This window comes from Sphingobium sp. EM0848 (assembly GCF_013375555.1).
Classification (GTDB): domain Bacteria; phylum Pseudomonadota; class Alphaproteobacteria; order Sphingomonadales; family Sphingomonadaceae; genus Sphingobium.
Genome location: NZ_JABXWB010000003.1, coordinates 227,697 through 244,713 on the forward strand (window position 1 = coordinate 227,697; position 17,017 = coordinate 244,713).

Annotated in this window: 17 protein-coding genes and 2 pseudogenes; 13 read left to right on the top strand and 6 right to left on the bottom strand. The window is 58.7% G+C overall.

The genetic code is table 11. From position 1 onward, the window contains the following. The first annotated feature begins 80 nt into the window (after positions 1–80). Both HUK73_RS27265 and HUK73_RS17200 read left to right on the top strand, forming a co-directional pair. Positions 81–338: a hypothetical protein gene (locus HUK73_RS27265; RefSeq protein WP_176593227.1), complete on the top strand. Its 258-nt coding sequence runs from the start codon at positions 81–83 to the stop codon at positions 336–338. After that, a pseudogene (locus tag HUK73_RS17200) lies at positions 302–993 on the top strand (IS6 family transposase). Before HUK73_RS27265 ends, HUK73_RS17200 begins: the two are co-directional and overlap by 37 nt. 99 nt (positions 994–1,092) lie before the next feature. On the opposite strand, the gene HUK73_RS17205 reads toward HUK73_RS17200, so the two are convergent. Both HUK73_RS17205 and HUK73_RS17210 read right to left on the bottom strand, forming a co-directional pair. Continuing rightward, entirely contained in the window at positions 1,093–2,334 is a 1,242-nt protein-coding gene (locus HUK73_RS17205) for a cytochrome P450 (RefSeq protein WP_176593228.1), read from the bottom strand. Between the two features lie 127 nt (positions 2,335–2,461). Beyond that, positions 2,462–2,932 (bottom strand): MarR family winged helix-turn-helix transcriptional regulator, encoded by a 471-nt coding sequence (locus tag HUK73_RS17210; protein WP_176593229.1) that lies wholly within the window; start codon positions 2,930–2,932, stop codon positions 2,462–2,464. A gap of 304 nt (positions 2,933–3,236) precedes the next feature. Here HUK73_RS17210 and HUK73_RS17215 point away from each other — a divergent pair, with 304 nt between their 5' ends. The 7 genes and pseudogenes from HUK73_RS17215 (at position 3,237) to HUK73_RS26890 (ending at position 9,907) form a co-directional block, all read left to right on the top strand. After that, positions 3,237–5,024 carry a thiamine pyrophosphate-binding protein gene (locus tag HUK73_RS17215; RefSeq protein ID WP_176593230.1) on the top strand — a complete coding sequence of 596 codons (1,788 nt, stop codon included), beginning with the start codon at positions 3,237–3,239 and terminating at the stop codon, positions 5,022–5,024. A 188-nt stretch (positions 5,025–5,212) separates the two neighbouring features. Next, positions 5,213–6,910, top strand: a complete 1,698-nt coding sequence (locus tag HUK73_RS17220) for a GMC family oxidoreductase (protein ID WP_176593231.1) — start codon at positions 5,213–5,215, stop codon at positions 6,908–6,910. Then, positions 6,907–7,791 carry a TIM barrel protein gene (locus tag HUK73_RS17225; protein WP_176593232.1) on the top strand — a complete coding sequence of 295 codons (885 nt, stop codon included), beginning with the start codon at positions 6,907–6,909 and terminating at the stop codon, positions 7,789–7,791. Before HUK73_RS17220 ends, HUK73_RS17225 begins: the two co-directional genes overlap by 4 nt. Positions 7,792–7,901: 110 nt before the next feature. After that, positions 7,902–8,657 (top strand): SDR family oxidoreductase, encoded by a 756-nt coding sequence (locus HUK73_RS17230; protein ID WP_176593233.1) that lies wholly within the window; start codon positions 7,902–7,904, stop codon positions 8,655–8,657. 163 nt (positions 8,658–8,820) lie between these two features. Beyond that, positions 8,821–8,949 (top strand): hypothetical protein, encoded by a 129-nt coding sequence (locus HUK73_RS26885; protein ID WP_255326403.1) that lies wholly within the window; start codon positions 8,821–8,823, stop codon positions 8,947–8,949. Between the two features lie 47 nt (positions 8,950–8,996). Continuing rightward, positions 8,997–9,203 (top strand): annotated as a pseudogene (locus HUK73_RS17235) (IS3 family transposase); the annotation flags it as partial. Next, positions 9,146–9,907 (top strand): SDR family NAD(P)-dependent oxidoreductase, encoded by a 762-nt coding sequence (locus tag HUK73_RS26890; RefSeq protein WP_369805548.1) that lies wholly within the window; start codon positions 9,146–9,148, stop codon positions 9,905–9,907. The pseudogene HUK73_RS17235 and the gene HUK73_RS26890, both read left to right, overlap by 58 nt. On the opposite strand, the gene HUK73_RS17245 is transcribed toward HUK73_RS26890, so the two are convergent. Continuing rightward, complete coding sequence (locus tag HUK73_RS17245; protein WP_176593234.1) at positions 9,796–10,617, bottom strand: IclR family transcriptional regulator; 822 nt, start codon at positions 10,615–10,617, stop codon at positions 9,796–9,798. The two genes, HUK73_RS26890 and HUK73_RS17245, sit on opposite strands and share 112 nt — an antisense overlap. A gap of 155 nt (positions 10,618–10,772) precedes the next feature. Between HUK73_RS17245 and gtdA the strand changes: the two genes are divergently transcribed. From gtdA to HUK73_RS17260, 3 genes are read left to right on the top strand one after another with little or no spacing between them, the layout of a single operon-like run. Further along, a complete protein-coding gene (gene gtdA / locus HUK73_RS17250) occupies positions 10,773–11,855 on the top strand; it encodes a gentisate 1,2-dioxygenase (protein WP_255325971.1) in 1,083 nt (360 codons plus the stop codon). Further along, a complete protein-coding gene (locus tag HUK73_RS17255; RefSeq protein WP_176593235.1) occupies positions 11,848–12,549 on the top strand; it encodes a fumarylacetoacetate hydrolase family protein in 702 nt (233 codons plus the stop codon). Before gtdA ends, HUK73_RS17255 begins: the two co-directional genes overlap by 8 nt. A 25-nt stretch (positions 12,550–12,574) precedes the next feature. Further along, a complete protein-coding gene (locus HUK73_RS17260) occupies positions 12,575–13,252 on the top strand; it encodes a 4-carboxy-4-hydroxy-2-oxoadipate aldolase/oxaloacetate decarboxylase (RefSeq protein ID WP_369805550.1) in 678 nt (225 codons plus the stop codon). A gap of 101 nt (positions 13,253–13,353) precedes the next feature. On the opposite strand, the gene HUK73_RS17265 is transcribed toward HUK73_RS17260, so the two are convergent. Then, positions 13,354–14,622 (bottom strand): cytochrome P450, encoded by a 1,269-nt coding sequence (locus HUK73_RS17265; RefSeq protein ID WP_176593236.1) that lies wholly within the window; start codon positions 14,620–14,622, stop codon positions 13,354–13,356. Positions 14,623–14,768: 146 nt separating this feature from the next. Here HUK73_RS17265 and HUK73_RS17270 point away from each other — a divergent pair, with 146 nt between their 5' ends. Next, positions 14,769–15,794, top strand: coding sequence for an AraC family transcriptional regulator (locus HUK73_RS17270; RefSeq protein ID WP_176593237.1), 1,026 nt, complete (start codon positions 14,769–14,771; stop codon positions 15,792–15,794). Between the two features lie 13 nt (positions 15,795–15,807). Here HUK73_RS17270 and HUK73_RS17275 read toward each other — a convergent pair whose 3' ends face one another. Together HUK73_RS17275 and HUK73_RS17280 are read right to left on the bottom strand one after the other, a co-directional pair. Continuing rightward, positions 15,808–16,572: an SDR family NAD(P)-dependent oxidoreductase gene (locus HUK73_RS17275; protein WP_176593238.1), complete on the bottom strand. Its 765-nt coding sequence runs from the start codon at positions 16,570–16,572 to the stop codon at positions 15,808–15,810. A gap of 33 nt (positions 16,573–16,605) precedes the next feature. Then, positions 16,606–17,013: a nuclear transport factor 2 family protein gene (locus tag HUK73_RS17280; protein WP_176593239.1), complete on the bottom strand. Its 408-nt coding sequence runs from the start codon at positions 17,011–17,013 to the stop codon at positions 16,606–16,608. Between the last annotated feature and the right edge of the window lie 4 nt (positions 17,014–17,017).

A 17,017-nucleotide genomic window follows, 5' to 3' on the forward strand; every position in this document is an offset into this window, starting at 1 on the left:
GGAATTCATGCGCAATTTCAATAGCTTGCTTAGCGTCACTTTTTGCACAAATGTTACGAGGACCCCATCGTGGCGTTACGATGGACTGGTTCGGCCCGAAGAATCTTCGAAAATTTGAACCGCAGATCGCAGCCATTGCGAAAAAATTTGTCGATCGCATGGAAGATCTCGGCAATGCATGTGACTTTTCTTCCGATATCGCCTATTGGTTTCCCCTTCGCGTTGTCATGACCCTCATGGGTTCTGTCGCAAATTTCGTTGAGTGTGAGAAGGTTGGCCTGACGAGGCTGTCAGGGATGGGATTGTTGTTCAAAGGTCGTCTTTCGAAGGTTCGCTGATCCTGCTGTGCGTACGCTGGTACCTGGGCTACGCCTTGAGCCTGCGGGATTTGGAGGAGATGATCGCCGAGCGGGGTGTTCGCGTCGATCATTCGACGATCCACCGCCGGGTGGTGCGCTACACGCCGCAACTGCTCGATGCTTTCAACGCCCGCAAGCGCCCTGTGACTGGCAAGTGGTACGTCGACGAGACCTACATCAAGGTCAGGGGCGAGTGGACCTACCTGTATCGGGCGATCGACAAGAGCGGCGCCACGGTCGACTTCCTGTTACGCGCAACCTCAAGGACGCGAAGCGTTTCTTCCGCAGGGCCTATGCGCGCCATGGCCTGCCCGTGCAGGTAACCATCGACGGCAGCCAGACCAACCTGGAAGCGGCCCGGAAATGCCACGCTGAAGTGCGGATGCGGAACCGGCCGGACACAAAGCCGCTCAAGGTCCGGCAGAGCCGGTACATGAACAACCGGATCGAGCAGGACCATCGGCGCATCAAGCGCCGGATCCGCCCGATGCTCGGCTTCAAGTCCGAGCGCGCGGCCGCCATCATCCTCGGCGGCATCGAACTCGTCCACATGATCCGCAAGGGCCAGATGATCGCCGCCAACGACACCCGAAATCTGTCCCTCGCCGAGCAGTTCGACCACCTCGCGGCATAATCCACTATGTCAAAGAGCCAAACTGCGTCCCGCGCCAAAGTTTGCGACAGCCACTTTTTGAGGCTTCAGAAGCACTCCAGTGCGGGTGCACGTGAAGCTCTATTGGAGCTTCACGTTCAGGCTCTTCACGCCGGGAATCATTAGGTTGTTTTGGTATTTCAAATCACTTTGCCCGCGGGCCAACTGAAGGTTCGGGAAGCGGTCCATCAAGCATTCGAGTGCGACTTTCGCTTCGAGTCGGGCGAGTGAAGCACCCAAACAGGTATGGGCGCCGTGCCCGAATCCTATATGGCCGCGCACGTTTTTCCGGTCGATGAGGAACTTGTCCGGGTCAGAAATTACGGCACCGTCTCTATTGGCAGAGGTGAGATTGAAAAGTACGAAATCGCCGGCAGGAATGTCGATGCCGCCAAGGGTCACTTCTCGAGTCACTTTGCGCACAAGCGATCGCACAACACCGCGATAGCGGAGCGACTCCTCCAGGGCTGCGGGGATAAGTGCCCGATTTTGAGCCACACGATCCCATTCGCGGTCGCCGGACAACAGGCAGTAAAGTGTTACCGTCAGCCACTGACCTGTCGTGTCGGCACCTGCTCCCGCGATGTTAAAAACATTGTGCAACAATTCTTGGTCGTCGAGCGCCGCTTCACCTTCATCGCCCTTGGCTTCGATTAGGTAGGAGACGACGTCTTCACCAAGATTATTGCGACGTAGAGCAACAAGCCCGCGCACATAGTCCTCGAACTCGCGGATACCTCTCCAGCAGGAAAGGGTCTCTTCTTCGCTCAACTGCCAGGTACCGGCAAGAACGACGATGTTTCCAACCCATTTACCGAACTTCAGCGCGTCCTCGGCGGGCACCCCCATCAGCCTCCCGATGACGAGCGGGGGAAGCGCGGCGGTGAACCGTTCGATAATGTCACACTCTTCAACGCCGTCCAGTCCGTCGAGCAGGTCCTCGACGATCTCGCGGATCCACGGCTCGAACTTGAGGATGCGGCCTGGTGTGAACGCCTTCATCATAAGGCGCTTTAACCGGGTATGATCCGGCGGATCGGTCATCACGACCTCTTTGTCGAGCGGTGGACGCCAATCGCCAAATTCCGCTACAATCGTCGCAGGTAATTCCGTTCGCGATGTGAGCACCGCCGAATTGGAGAAAATTTCCGGATTTTCGTAAATATTCCGAACATCGGCATATCGTGTGACCACCCACATACCTAGTTCTTGAGAAAAGAAGACAGGAGCGTTTTCCCGCGCTTCGGCCAGGATCGGGAATGGGTCATCAATCTGGTCCGCTGAAAAAGGCGAATACTTTTCAAAAGTGGGTTGGCGGTGCATCTTTGGATCCTCTCGCTTAATGTTATGAAATGTTGGCCCGCAAGCGCCATCTTGATGCGAACTGCCTGTGCGCCGCGCAGATTCTGTCCCGGGCTGTTCCCAGGCTCGCCTTCTTGGCGGCACGCCATCACAAGGTGACGGCGAAGTTCTCGGCAGGCAAGCCTTGGTCCGGCAACGCTCCGATTTCCGGCGGTTCACCCCACTCGGCATCAAGCGCGTCGTAAAGATTCTTCAATCGCCGGCTCCCGATGCGGGCCATCAGTTCTCGTTCGATTGCCTGGAAAATTCGCGAGCAAATCTCGTCTCCTTCGCCCAATCCCGACTTCAAAACTATGATTCGCACCCGCCGATCCTGCGGATCCTCGCGAACATCGATAAAGTCTCGCTCGACCAGTTCCGCGATAATCTGACTTACTGCCTGGCGAGAGATGCCCAGGTTGCGAGCGATGTCTGCAGCTCTCTTTTCTCCCGCAGCGACGTTCGCGATGACGAAAAGCTGTCCGCGTGTGAGCGACGACACGCCATTTGCATCCAGCGCACTCTGGATGGCGTCCTGAACCCAGTTGGTACGCTTGGTGAGCATGGAAATCAGATGCAACTGCCGGGATCCTTTTGGCCGATGTCTGCCCTATACAGGTTTACCGCCGGCTATCAGAAGGAGTGGAGAGATGCAAGAGTGCGGGTCAATATCTGTCAATTAATGAGATTATCTAGTCCCTCTTTGAAAAGAGCTGACAAACTGAAGGTAACAAACAAGCACTTGATATCACTGGGTTCTACTACGGATTTGTAGGGGTGGCCCCGTCTTACGGCCTAATGTAAACTTCCATAAATGGAAAGCTGCTTGACAAGATAAATCGACCGGATTTATCTCTTGCATATTCGTTGGAGAGGCGTTTGACATGAATGATCAACAATCTGACGGTGCGGGTGAAAGCGACGCACTGGTGTCTCGTTCGGGCGGCCAAGCCGTAGTTGAGGCGCTGCATGCGTCCGGCGTGGACCTTGTGGTCGGGTACTCTGGTGGCGGTACTGGAGCCATCATCCACCATATCGCCACGAGCGGCATGGCAAACATGAATGCCCGCACAGAGTTGTCTGGCGCCTGGATTTCATATGGCTATAACCGGGTGAAGGGACGGGCTGCGTCAGCCTGCCTCTTCCACTGTGTCGGAGCGCTGCACGCTGCTCCGGTGGTCTATGCGTCGAAGGTCGACAGCACGCCCTTCTTCATGATGGACGTCAACCTCGACAGTTCGCTCGATTTTCGCGAAGGTCTGCAGGACTCGGCCGAATTGCTGTCTGCCCTGAAGCCCATCGCCAAGCATGCCCGCAAAGCTGTCCTGGCTGATGACCTCCCGCTTGCGGTTCGCCAAGCTGTGCTTGCAGCAAGTACTGGGCGGCCGGGCTCCAGCGTCCTTGACCTGACGCTCCAGTCTGTCACGCACGAGACGGCTTGCCTCGTGGAGCCCCTGGCGCTGCCCGAGCCACCGGCCGCTTCGGAGGCGACCATTGCCCGCGCTCTCAGCATGATCGCCAGTGCCAAGTCGCCGATCCTGTTCGTAGGTGGTGGCGTCCACCTGGCGCAGGCCACGGCGGAGCTGCAAGCGTTCGCCGAGTCGCTCGGGATACCTATGGTGTCCACTTCCTGGGGCGGTCGCGGCGCGGTTTCCGACGATCACCCCCTGTTTGCTGGTGTCGTTGGGTCATTCGGTTGGGAAAGTGCCAACAGCATCATCCAGCAGTCCGACCTGTGGATTGCGGTCGGCACGACCTTCTCCCAGATGACAACCGGCGCTTGGAACATCGACAAGCCCAGCAACGTGATCCAGATCGACGTGGACCCGAATCAGCTCGGCAAGATTTTTCAGCCGACGCTTGGCATCACTGGCGACGCTAAGGTCGTCCTGCGGCAGCTTCTCGACGGTGCCAAGAAGAACAACGTGACACCGGCGTCGGGTGGTGCCGAGGTCAATGCGATCGCCGCGTCAAAGGAAGAGTGGTTCAAGTACCACGACGAGCTTTGCCGCGATCCAGGCTCGGACAAGAAGGTTAACCAATACTACCTGATAGACCAGATGGCCAAGGCGCTGCCGGAAGGGTCTATCGTTGTAGGGGACAGCGGCGGTCAAGCGTTCATGCTGTATCGGTCGTTCCACTACAAGCAAGTGACGCCGATGCCGCTCGGCTCGCGCTACATGTCGCTCGGCGCTGGTCTGCCTGTCGCAATGGGGGCGAAGCTGGCCGCGCCGGAGCGGACAGTCGTAAGCTACCATGGTGATGGTGGGTTCTACTATGACTGCATGGAGCTTTCGACGCTTGCCGAGCGTAACATGAAGGTCATCATCGTCATCGACAATAACCACTGCCTGTACGCCAACCGGCAAGGCATGAGCCTCTGGGGCATTCAAAACCCTTGGGTGGACCTGCCGGAGAGCACCGACTTCGTCGCCTTGGCAAAAGCACAGGGCGTCGACGGCGAGCGAGTGACGGATCCAGCCGACCTGCCGGCCGCACTTGAGCGGGCCATGGCTGCTGAAGGTAGCTATCTGCTGGACGTTTGGACTGACCCTGACACGCGCATTCGTCGCGCGATCCGTGACGTTATCCCGATCTTGTCCGACCGGAAGCCGCAGCAAGGGGCAGGCGCCCATATGGGGCCGCCGTTAGAAGGTAGCTGGCCGGCTTGATCGAAATGCGGTTTTTCCGGCGGCGGGGGACTGCGTTTCAAACGGATCTGTGCCGCCGGTGAAACTGAAAAGTTGCTGTAGCGGGACCGGCGTCGATGTCAGAGGAGCTCCAGGGCCGATGATGACGCGCCGATGGCGTAGATCGAAACGAACAGACAGTCTTTGCATGGCTGCGGTGAGAGGATCGGATGAAAACGGCACAACATGTCGAAGAGTGTGACTATCTGATTCTGGGAGGAGGGTCGGCTGGCTGTGTGATGGCCAGTCGCCTCAGCGAGGATCCGTCCGTCCGTGTAATCCTTGTCGAAGCCGGGAACTCGCCTTCCGAGGGGCCGGATGCCGACATCGTCCGAGACGCGCGGTTCCGCACTTACGGTAATCCTCGCCTTGTCTGGTCGACCGTCACTGCCAAATATACCGGATCGGGGCCCACTCTACCGTTCAGCCAGGCTAAGGTACTCGGAGGCGGGTCGGCCATCAACGGGATGCATTGCCAGCGAGGCCTTCCCACCGATTACGACGAATGGAGCCAACTGGGCGTCACTGGCTGGAACTGGGAGCAGGTCCTTCCCTATTTCAAAAAGGTCGAAGCGGATCAAGATTTCCCGGGTGGCGATCATGGCAGCGATGGCCCTTTGAAGATCGGTCGTATCGGTCCCGAAAAGTGGAGCGGTTTGACGCGCGGGATCGCCGAGGCCTTGAGGCAACAGGGCTTAAAAGAACTGCGTGACTTGAATATCGACGAAGGGGATGGATACGGCGCGGTCCCGCTCAATCTGAACAATGGCGCCCGCCACTCTACTGCCGACGCCTATTTGACCGCGGCAGTCAGAGGGCGCCCCAATCTGTCGATCCTAACAGGCGCGACCGCGCAGCGGCTGATGATCGATGCATCGAGCGTCGCTGGGGCTGAAGTAGATGACAGAGGGCGCAACGTAGCAATTCGTGCCGCCGAGACGGTCCTCTGCATGGGAGCGATCCATTCCCCGGCATTCCTGCTGCGATCTGGAATTGGGCCCGCGGCTGACCTGGCCGCTGCCGGTTTGCCCACGGTGGCCGATCGCCCAGGCGTCGGCGCGAACCTGGCCAACCATCCGCTCCTGACGTTGGGCGCTCATTTGAAACGGGCAGGCCGCCAGTCGCGGGCTGTGGCGCATCCGTGCCCGATGCTCGTTCGATACTCTTCGGGCGTTCCGGGCTGTCCTTCCACCGACATGACGATCGACGTGTGGGAGCGGACACCCAACCAGTTGAACTGGGATCCCATCGCGGCCCAGATTGCCAACCTGATGCTGATCCTGAACAAGGTGTACTCGACAGGTGTCATAAAGCTGCAGGCCTCCCGAGAACTCGATGTCAGCTTCAATCTTCTGAGCGACTACCGGGACCTGGAGCGCATGATGGGCGGGGTATTGTTTCTTGGGCAGTTCCTGTCGCAACCATCCGTAAGAAAGCTCGTCAACCGCGCCTTCTTCCCGGCATACTTCTCACCGCTCGTCTACAAGCTCATGCAGAACGATATGCAAGCGCAGCTGCTTAGCATTGCTGGTGCGATCGGACTGTCCACTCCTGCATTCGTGCGTGATCGTTTCCTCGATCGGGCGGGCCGGAACCTGAGCGAGGTATTGGCCGATTCCGACGCGCTGCGGGAAGAGGTGCTGCGATCCGTATTGCCGGGCGGCCATGTCGCAGGAACCTGTCGGATGGGAAATCCCGCGCAGAAAGCCACTGTGCTGGATTCACGCTGCCGCGTGGTGGGGGTCGATGGACTGCGCGTCGTTGATGCGTCAATCTTCCCGACCCTCATGGCTGCGGGGACCAACCTGCCGGTGATGATGGCTGCGGAAAAGGTTTCAGACATGATGACGAAGGATCGGCGCTCGTGACCTACGGCGGCCCCATTCGCTTTGCGCCTCATTTGGGCTATCTGTCGCCGGAGCAGCCGTTGTTCCTGCGCAGCGTCGGGACTCCTGATCCAATAGTCCAGATCCGCTTCATCGCGGAACAGGGCTTCGCTGGGGTATTCGATCCTTGGTTGATCAGCCGTCCCGCAACGCAGATCGAAAGCATCATCGCGGCGATGCGTGAACATGGGCTGGAGAGTGGCGGGATAGCCTATGCGTCCTTCCAGACCATGTTCACTCCGCTATTTGCCCGGACGGGCAGGACTGCTTGTGACGAGCTGAAGCAGCTTTTCGACAGCGCCATCGATTTGGCTTGCAAGGTCGGGGCGAAGGTTCTGGCCGTCGTTCTGCAGGGCACGCCGGAGCTTTCCAGCTCCAAACAGTTGGCTGCCGCCTCCGAGCATCTTCGCAGAGCCGGTGATCGGGCCGCGGCTGCGGGCCTCACCATCGGTATCGAGCCTATGATCGCATTGCCGGATCTGATGCTGACGTCCACCGACAGTGCGCTTGAATTCTTGGCCGCGACTAATCACGCGGCCGTCCGCCTGATCTTTGACACAGGACACGTTCAGGCCATGGACGGCGACATCCATGCGGCCTGGGAAAAGTCTCGTGACCATATCTGCGTGGTCCAGTTAGCTGATATGCCTGGTCGCGTTCAGCCGGGCGGAGGCACCTTGGATCTCACGTGCTTTCTAGCCGAAGCGCTCAAGAGCGACACGTTCACTCACCTTGTCGAGCTTGAGCATGGGTGGACTGCAGATTCACGGGCCATCGAGCAGGCTGCCATCTTCGAACTTAACAACATCGCCAATGCGGTCGGAGCGATAAGGCAAGGGAGAGATCGGCATGACGCGCCTTGATGGCGAGGTAGCCTTCGTGACCGATGGCAGTCGTGATCGATGCGGCCAGAGCCCGTTGGGGTCTTCTTCGCTCACAATGCCTGCCTTGATCACTCTCAAGGATACTCGCTTTGATCGACCTTAATGGCAAATCGGCCATCGTGCTTGGTGTCGGCGCTGGAAATATTGGCCTTGCAATCGCTCGGCGATTTCGGGATCTGGGAGCTGACGTCGTCATCGCTGGGCGCAATCGTCACGCGAATTCAAAGATCGGCTCCGAACTCGGCGTTCCAGCTGTTCGCTGTGATATCACCGAAAAGGACGACCTTGCCGCACTTGTTAACAGCGCGAAGGGCCGATACGGCAAGGTTGATATAGCGGTCAACGCTGTGGGCGTGAACTTGGTCGCACCCTTCCTGGAAGTGACGATAGAAGAGTTAAAAAGGGTTGTCGACGTTCAGTTTACGGGGACTTTCCTATTTCTGCAGTCAATGCTTGGAGCGATGACCGCGGGTGGATCGATAATTCAAATCTCTTCGGTGACATCGCAAGCCCTACTCCCGGACCATGCGGCCTATATGGCAACAAAGGCGGCCGGCGACGTGCTAGTGAGATCGGCCGCCTTTGATTTCGGGCATCGCGGCATAAGGGTAAACAGCTTGTCTCCCGGCGCTACGTTGGATGCACCAATGGCTGGCGGCATAATGCGGGATTCGCTTGCTCGGGAAGAAGTCCGGAAGCTCATCCCAATGGGCCGGATTGGCACGGTGCAGGATGTCGCAGACGCAGCAGCCTGGCTGGCCAGCGATACCTGTTTCGTAACTGGCGAGAACATCCAGATAAATGGTGGAATCGCCCTCCAAGCCCTTAGCACACCACCTCGCTGATCTCTGAGAATGGGCATGTAGTTGGATTTCATGTCATCGTTTATAGGAGAGCCTAAAAAGAGTGGACGGTTGGCAGGTAAAGTCGCAGTCGTCACAGGTTTTGGTAGCGGAAGCGGTCGGTCGGGCTGCGCGCTGATGTTCGCCCGCGAAGGGACTCAGGTGATTGGCTGTCGATGAGACGCTGGAGCTGGCCAAGGCAGAAGGACTTTCCATTGACGGTCGCGTGCCGGTCGACCTGCTGGATGAAGCGCAGACGGCGGCATTTATGGAGGATGTCACCCAGGTCCATTGAACCGCCCCGGCATTGCCGGAGACCCCAACTCCTGAGAGGAAGGGTCAATGAGCAAGACGACGAACAAGTTTGCGCCCGAGGTTCGTGAGCGGGCCGTGAGGATGGTTCTCGATCACGAGAAGGAGCATCCGTCTCGCTGGGCGGCAGCGACAGCGATTGCCGAGAAGATCGGCTGTTCGGCCTACACGCTACTGGAGTGGGTGAAGAAGGCCGAGGTGAACAGCGGCGTTCGTGCCGGGGTTCCGACCGAAGATGTGTCGCAACCAGACAGTTAGACATCGTCTTCCTCCCCGTACGGGCCGCTTGGCCCCACCTGGTTGCACGTGGCGGAGGATCGATCATCAACTTCGCATCAGTAGCCGCCTGGGGTGGCGTGAAAGTGCTGCCGCAGATTGCCCATGCCACAGGCAAGGGTGGTGTGCTGGCCATGACCCGGCAGATGGCCGTGGAAGGAGCGCCGCACAAGATCCGCGCCAACTCGCTCTCGCCGGGACTGATCGTCACCCCGGCGACAAGGATGGCCTTTGACGCCGTACCTGGATTTGAAGAGGCGATCCGCGAGAAGACCCTCCTGGATCGCTTCGGCGAGCCGGATGATGTCGCTTATGCGGCGCGGTATCTCGCGTCTGACGAGTCACAGTGGGTGACGGGCGTGGACATCCGGATCGACGGGGGCGCTACCGCTTGTGATGACCTGGTTGCTCGTACTTGTACTAAGTTACATATGCAAACAGCGCTCAATCAGTCATCATTGTGTGGAAAATGGGCACGGAAGCGGAACCCCATCAGAATTGCGCCAAGTGTTACGAGACCGCCACAGCAACATTTTTTCTATGAGGGGCGGGATCAATCGCTAAGCTTAGCAAAGCCCCCCTTAAAATCGTCGAACAGCCGCCCCATGTCCGCCGCGCACCGCTTGAGCGCGCGCGCGGCGTTTTTTCCGAGTTCTTCGGTGTAACGGGCGGCGGGGATCGCAAAGTTGATCGATCCGATCGGGAAGTCGTCTGGACCGAGTACAGCGACCCCCACCCCCACGATTCCAGAAGTCCATTCCTCGAACGAATAAGCAACACCGGTTTTTCTAATTTCCTCGAGCTGTTTTTCCAGAGCGGCACGCTGAACGATCGTGGATTCCGTTGACCGTTCCAGCTGCACCCGCTTGTGATACTCGTTCCTGTAATCCTCTGGCATCATCGCGAGCATGGCCTTGCCACCCGACGTGGCATAAAGGGGCGCGACCTCGCCGACCTTCATATGGGTGGTCAGGCGATGACGGCCCGTGACCGTCGCTACGACTTCCTGCTGATCATCGTGGAGCTGGTTGAAAGCGCTGGTTTCTCCGATCTCGCGGGTCGCCTGCTGGAGAAACGATGTCGCTTCCTTCGCCAGATCGCTTGCGATGCGACCGATACGGACGAGCTTCAGTAGCTGCGGGCCGAGTTGATAGGAGCGTCCATCCGCGCCAAGGATAACATAACCGCGCAGGACCATGTTGCGGAGCAGGGGGGTAAGGCTGCTTTTTGGGATGCCAAGTCTGTCCGCGATGTTGCTGTGGGACACCCCCCGGCTGGACCTCGATAGAAGCTCGAAAAGGTCGAGCACTCGATCGGCCGACTTAACCTGAGTATTATGTTCTGCTGTCATTCTGTTCGTCTCGTCGTCTCGCATGAGTTCGCGACCCTTGTATATGAGGGGAAGGGCATCTCACAATCCCGGTCGTACAACAGCAGCCTGCATCTTTGACAAATTCTCGCGGCGGCTTGACAGCTCCTAAATGAAGTGTACATATGAGAACAAGTTTCTAAGAAGGAATTTGTGACCTCATGACTTCCAGTAATGTTCCGCAGGACGACGGGATCGTGTCGACCGTCAACCGGGAAGCCGAAGCGGGTCGGATGCCGTTTTACGAGAAGGCTATCGCGCAGAATCTCGCGCCCTTATGGCGCGTTCTTCACGGCCTCGTAACCGATCAACCCCGGCCGAACGCGCTTCCTGCGCATTGGAGCTATGCCGCCATCAAGCCCTATTTGATGGAGGCGTGTGACATCATTTCGACCGAGGAGGCCGAGCGCAGGGTGTTGGTCCTGGAGAATCCGGGATTGCGGGGCCAGTCGCGTATCACCCCCAGCCTGTTTGCCGGCCTGCAGATCATCCTGCCTGGCGAGATCGCGCCGGCGCATCGTCATGTCGCATCCGCACTACGTTTTATCGTTGAAGGAAGCGGGGCCTACACTGCGGTCGCTGGAGAAAAGACAATGATGGAGCCGGGCGATTTCGTCATTACGCCGTCGTGGACGTGGCATGATCATGGCAACCCGTCGCCAAATCCAATGGTGTGGCTCGACGGGCTGGACATGCACGTGGTCAACATTTTGAGCGCCAGTTTCCGTGAGTCCTATGACGGTAAGGAGCAGGCGATCACGCGGGAGCAGGGCGCATCCTTCGCCGAAGCGGGATGCAACCTTCTGCCTGTCGATTATAAGCAGGAAACGCTGACGTCGCCGCTTTTCAACTATCCCTATCGGATCAGCCGGGACGCGCTCGACCGTATGTCCCGCTCACGCGATCCCGACCTCCATCACGCGTATAAGATGCTGTATATCAATCCCGTTAACGGCGGTCCGGCGATGCCAACGCTCACGACGGCCATCCAGCTTGTTCCCAAGGGATTCACGACCTCCCCGTACAAATCCACCGCAGGAACTGTCTTCTCGGTCGTAGAAGGTGCGGGCAGCGTGGTGATCGGCGACGCGTGCTTCGATTTTGAACCAAGGGATCATTTTGTCGTGCCGAGCTGGGTTCCTTTCACCCTTTCGGCCGATCAGGATGCGGTGTTGTTCAGCTATTCTGATCGGGTCATTCAGGAAAAACTAGATATCTTTCGGGAGATGCGCGGCAATGCGTAATGACGAGTATATTTTTGACGCCCCGCCGGTGGTCAGCGTCGCCATTCAGGGTGAAGACAAACGTTTTCCCGTGCGTCGTATCTATTGCGTTGGCCGGAATTATGCCGAGCATATTCGCGAGATGGGGGCCGATGAACGCGAAAACCCTTTCTTCTTTCAGAAGCCTGCGGATGCGATTGTTGAGGATGGCGCTGCCGTTGCCTATCCGCCGTTTACGAAGGATTTCCAGTATGAGATCGAGCTGGTCCTGGCCATTGGCAAGGGCGGCGTAGAAATCGCAGTCGAGGATGCGGCGAACCATATCTTCGGCATCGCTGCCGGGATCGACCTGACCCGTCGCGACGTGCAGATCCAGGCCCGCAAGACCGGCCGCCCGTGGGAGATCGGAAAGTCGTTCGACGCATCGGCTCCGATCGGCGCAATTGTTCCGTTGAAGGAAGGGTTTTTGCCGGACAAGGGCGCCTTGTCGCTCCGCGTCAACGACGAAATCCGCCAGAAGGCTGACATCTCCGACATGATCTGGAACTCGGCCGAAATCGTTTCTCAGCTTTCGAGGCAATATGCCCTCGTTGCGGGTGACCTGATCTACACCGGCACTCCCGCTGGCGTCGGGCCGGTCGTTCCTGGCGACGAGGTCGTCGGGGAGATCAAGGGAGTCGGAACGATCCGCGTGACCATCACCGATCCGCGTTAAGGCGGGCTGTACGGAGGATCTGATCGTGAAGTCAGGATGCGTAGTGCGGGATATTCGACGCGCGGAGGCAGCCGTGATCGACGGGCTTGCTGCGGCCGGGGTCTCCACGGTTCATGAAGCGCAGGGCCGTACCGGCCTGTTGGCGAGCACCATCCGGCCCATCTACGCGGGGGCGCGGATCGCCGGGTCGGCCGTCACAATTTCGGCCCCGCCTGGCGATAACTGGATGCTTCATGTGGCGATCGAGCTATTGCAGCCAGGCGACATATTGGTTCTGCAGCCCACCAGCCCCTGCGATGATGGATATTTCGGCGACCTGCTGGCGACGTCGGCGTTGGCGCGGGGATGTCGCGGCCTGGTGATCAACGCCGGGGTCAGAGACGTTCGCGACCTTACCGCGATGGGATTCCCGGTCTGGTCTAAGACAATCTGCGCGCAAGGCACTGTCAAGGCCACATTGGGATCGGTCAATATTCCCATCGTCTGTGCCGGCGCAGCGATCGAGCCGGGCGATGTCATCGTCGCGGATGATGATGGCGTATGCGTTGTCAAGCGCGGGGAGGCAGCGTCGGTGCTAGTCGCCGCCCAAACTCGCGACAAGAATGAGGAGACCAAGCGTGCCCGGCTGGCGGCCGGTGAACTGGGGCTCGACATCTATCAGATGCGGGAGACGCTGGCGGCAAAAGGACTCCGCTACGAATAGGATGCGAGCCGATGATTGCGCGGGGGGCGGACGATATTGGCAACAGCAATTCTGGGATCTGGAGCCCGTCGTTCCGCCGACGCCGGGATAACCGCCGCGCCTCACCATTCCAGCGGCACTGATGTCGTGAACCGCAGCGGAAGGCCGGGCGCATAGGTGACTGGCTGAGACGGCGTCAGGCGGAAATCGGGCAGACGGATGAGCAGTTCGCTGAGCGCGACACGGGCCTGCATTCTCGCCAACTGACTGCCGATGCAATTGTGACGACCAAAGCCGAAGGCGAGATGCTGACCGGCATTTGCCCGGGACAGATCGAACGTGCCTGGATTGTCGAACTGGTCGGCATCCATCCCTGCGCCGTTTAACATTGCGTAGACGATCGATCCGGCAGGGATGTCGATCCCCCTGATGACCACATCCTGTTTTACGCGGCGAAGCAGGCCCAGCGCGGAGCCCCTCATGCGAAGGGTTTCCTCGATCAACTGCGATATCAGCGACGGATCGTCCTGGAGCCGGCGCCGCTGCTCGGGATTATCATTCAGCAGAATGATCGCCTGACTGATGATGTTGGCGGTCGTATCATGCCCGGCCGCGATCAAATTCGGAATGTTGACAACGGCGGTGGCATCGGAAACCTGGTAGTCGCCGTTGGCATCCTTTAGTGCCAGCAGCGTCGAAAAAACGTCGGTTCCGGGCGCCTGCCGCAGCCTGGACACATATTCCTTGAAATAGCTTTTGGCCTTCAACAGGTTTGTCCAGTGCTTGCGCAGGTCTTCCGGCGACATTGGGTGCGCAGCCGCAGGCTCTTCTTGCGGAGAGCGGCGAACCGACAGCATAGTCATGAAGTCGTCGCTCCATCCACGAAACAGAGCACTATGCTCGTCTGGAGCGCCGAAAGTCTTGACAATGGTCGATAGTGCGAGCGGGTAGCTATACTCGCTCATCAGCTCACACCGACCATTGGCGATGAAGCCATCGATCAGCCGGCGCGCTTGCTCCCGGACTGCGGGTTCCAGATCCGACACCAGTTTGTGCGTGAATACACTGGCAAGCGGCTGGCGCAGCACGTTATGTTCGGGCCGATCCATGCTCAAAAGCAGTTCGTGATCGGTAAAGTCTCGTACGTGCGGGGCGAGGTCAGCCGGGGGTGGCAAGAAGCCAAAAACCTTGCTCGAAAATGTGTCGGCGTCCTTCAGCACAGTCTTGACGTCGTTATATTTGCTGACGATCCAAAGCGCCAATGGCTCGTAGAAAAATACAGGCGCTGTGGCATGGATCCGCTTCACCGTCGGATAGGGATCGTGGATGTATGATGTATCGAACGGGTTGAACCAGCTAAAGTCGGTTGCTTCAAAACTTACGTCGTGCATCGCACATCCTCTTTACGATTTATCCCGATGCAAAGCATCGTCATTGCCGCCACTCATGCGGAGGCGAGCATTTTGCATTGTAAGAACCGATTGACCTATAAGCAAAACCGCCAGATATTTGTTATTTTGCGCCAGGCGAGGATTATATGCGGCGGGAGACCTATCACAAGATCAGCCTGTCCAATGTCAGCGTCAGGATCATGGCGGATATTCTCCGTAGCGCCGGCCTGGACAGCGCCGCCGCGTTTCGCGCGGCCGATCTTTCGCCGGAGGTTGCTGAAACTCTGGACGCCACTCTTTCCGGCGGTCAGGAGTTGCGATTCCAGCGTGCGTTCGCGACGATGACGGTAGACCGGCCCGAATTCTGGATCGCCGCCGGATCGCGGTATAACCTCCTGACACTGGACAATATCGGGCTGGCGATGCTCAGCGCTCCCTGTCTGAAGGATATGCTCGATATCGTTCATCTGAGCGAATTGGAATTCACCTTCTCCACCTTTGCTTCGGTGCGAGTAGAGCGGGGGCAGGCGGGGATGGAAATGTCCCTGGACGAGGTGCCGGATGATCTGAAGCATTTCACCGTTTGCCGCGATGTAGCCCTCGCGACCCGGTCGCTTGATCACATTTGGGGCGGGGCATTCCCCTTGACGGCCGTCGAACTTGAATTTCCGCAAGCCTATTCAGGCTTATTCTCCTTCATCCGGGCACCACTTACGTTCGGTGCGCCAAAGACGCGCTGGCTCTGGGCTCCCGAGTTGTTGAATCGGCCCTTGCCCCACGCCAATGAACTTCTTTACCGGTCCTATCTGGCCAGAACCCGCGAAAGCATTGCACAATTGGAGCTGGACGAGGATATCGGAGGGCATGTTGCGCGCATTCTCGTTGCGTCCTTCCCCGATATGCTTGCTCTTCCCGCGGTCGCAAAACGTCTGGGCAAGTCACCCCGGGCTCTGCAACGGGCATTGCAAGAGCGCCATTTGCAATTTCGCGACCTCGCCAATGAGGCGCGGATTGATCGCGCGCGGCAGCTTTTGCGCACGACTGCGCTTCCGGTGTCGGAGGTATCGTTGCAGGTCGGCTATGGCGATGTGTCGAGCTTCAGCCATGCGTTCAGGCGCGTGACAGGCATGACGCCCCGGGAGTATCGGATGCACATGCCTGGCGCATCCTGATGCTGTGCGGTCGTCACCAGGCGCTTGCGCCGCCGTCCACGGTCAGGTCGGTGCCAGTGACCCAACTTGCCTCGTCCGAGCAAAGATAGACGAGCGCCCAGGCGACGTCCTCGGCCGTTCCATGCCTGCGGATCATGGATTTGTTCAGGGTTGCATCCTTGAAGCCGGGCACATGATCGAAGGCCAGCTGCGCCGATGCGGTTTGAATGGCGCCGGGGGAGACGGTGTTGGCACGGATGCCATGCGAGGCTCCTTCAAGGGCGAGCTGTCGTGTGAAGGACAGGATGCCGCCCTTGCCCGCGGCGTGAGCGGCGGCCCCCAGGGAGGGCGTGGCGTTCCAGGCCGCCAACGAAGCGAAATTGACAATGGCACCGCCGCCCTGCGCCACCATGTGCGGCCAGGCTGCCGTCACCGGCAAGAAGACGATGTCCAGTTCGCCTTTCATCGTCCTTTGCCATTGGGAAAGGGACATGTCGCCGACTGGAGCGAATTCGACGAAGCCGGCCGCGGTGACGAGGCTGTCGATGCGCCCATGCCTGGCTATGACAGCGTCCATCAAGGCCTTTGCGCCTGCTTCACCGGTCAGATCGATGCTGACAGCCTCTATGGTCGTGCCATCGGCCTTTGCGCGCTTAACCGTCTCCCCCAGGCCCGCCTGGTCCAAGTCGGTGGCCACGACCGTCGCTCCTTCCCTGGCGAAGAGCAAGGCAGCGCCTTGTCCCAATCCTGTTGCCGCGCCGGTTATGACCGCAACTTTCCCTGCCAGCCGGTCCGCCATGTTCGTCCTCCCTTTTGCCTTGTTTGCGCGGGTTCAATGCAGCTCGGCGAGCGCTTCCCCCAAAGCAGCACCAATGACCTTCTGGCCATAGGCGCTGTCGAAATATTCCGCTATGCGCACGATCTTCGAGTCCGACAGGGTTATCCAGTGGGAGATGGTGTTCTTATATTCGTCGCCATTATGCAGCCTACAGTCGGTCAGGGACTCAACCGCGACATAATCGCCCTCACCGATCAAGCGCAGCGGCGTGATGACCATCCCGCGTCCGTCGAAGATCTTTTGAAAGGCGGCGCTCAAATGGGGGAGCTGCGGCGTTACGTCGCCCATGCCGCAGATCCACCAGCAAAAATCATCGCTTCCATATTCGCGGACAGCTTCCATCATGCCTTTGGCGGAAACAGCCGCCAGAAAGGCGGTGACGACCGCTTTGTTGTCGTTCATACTT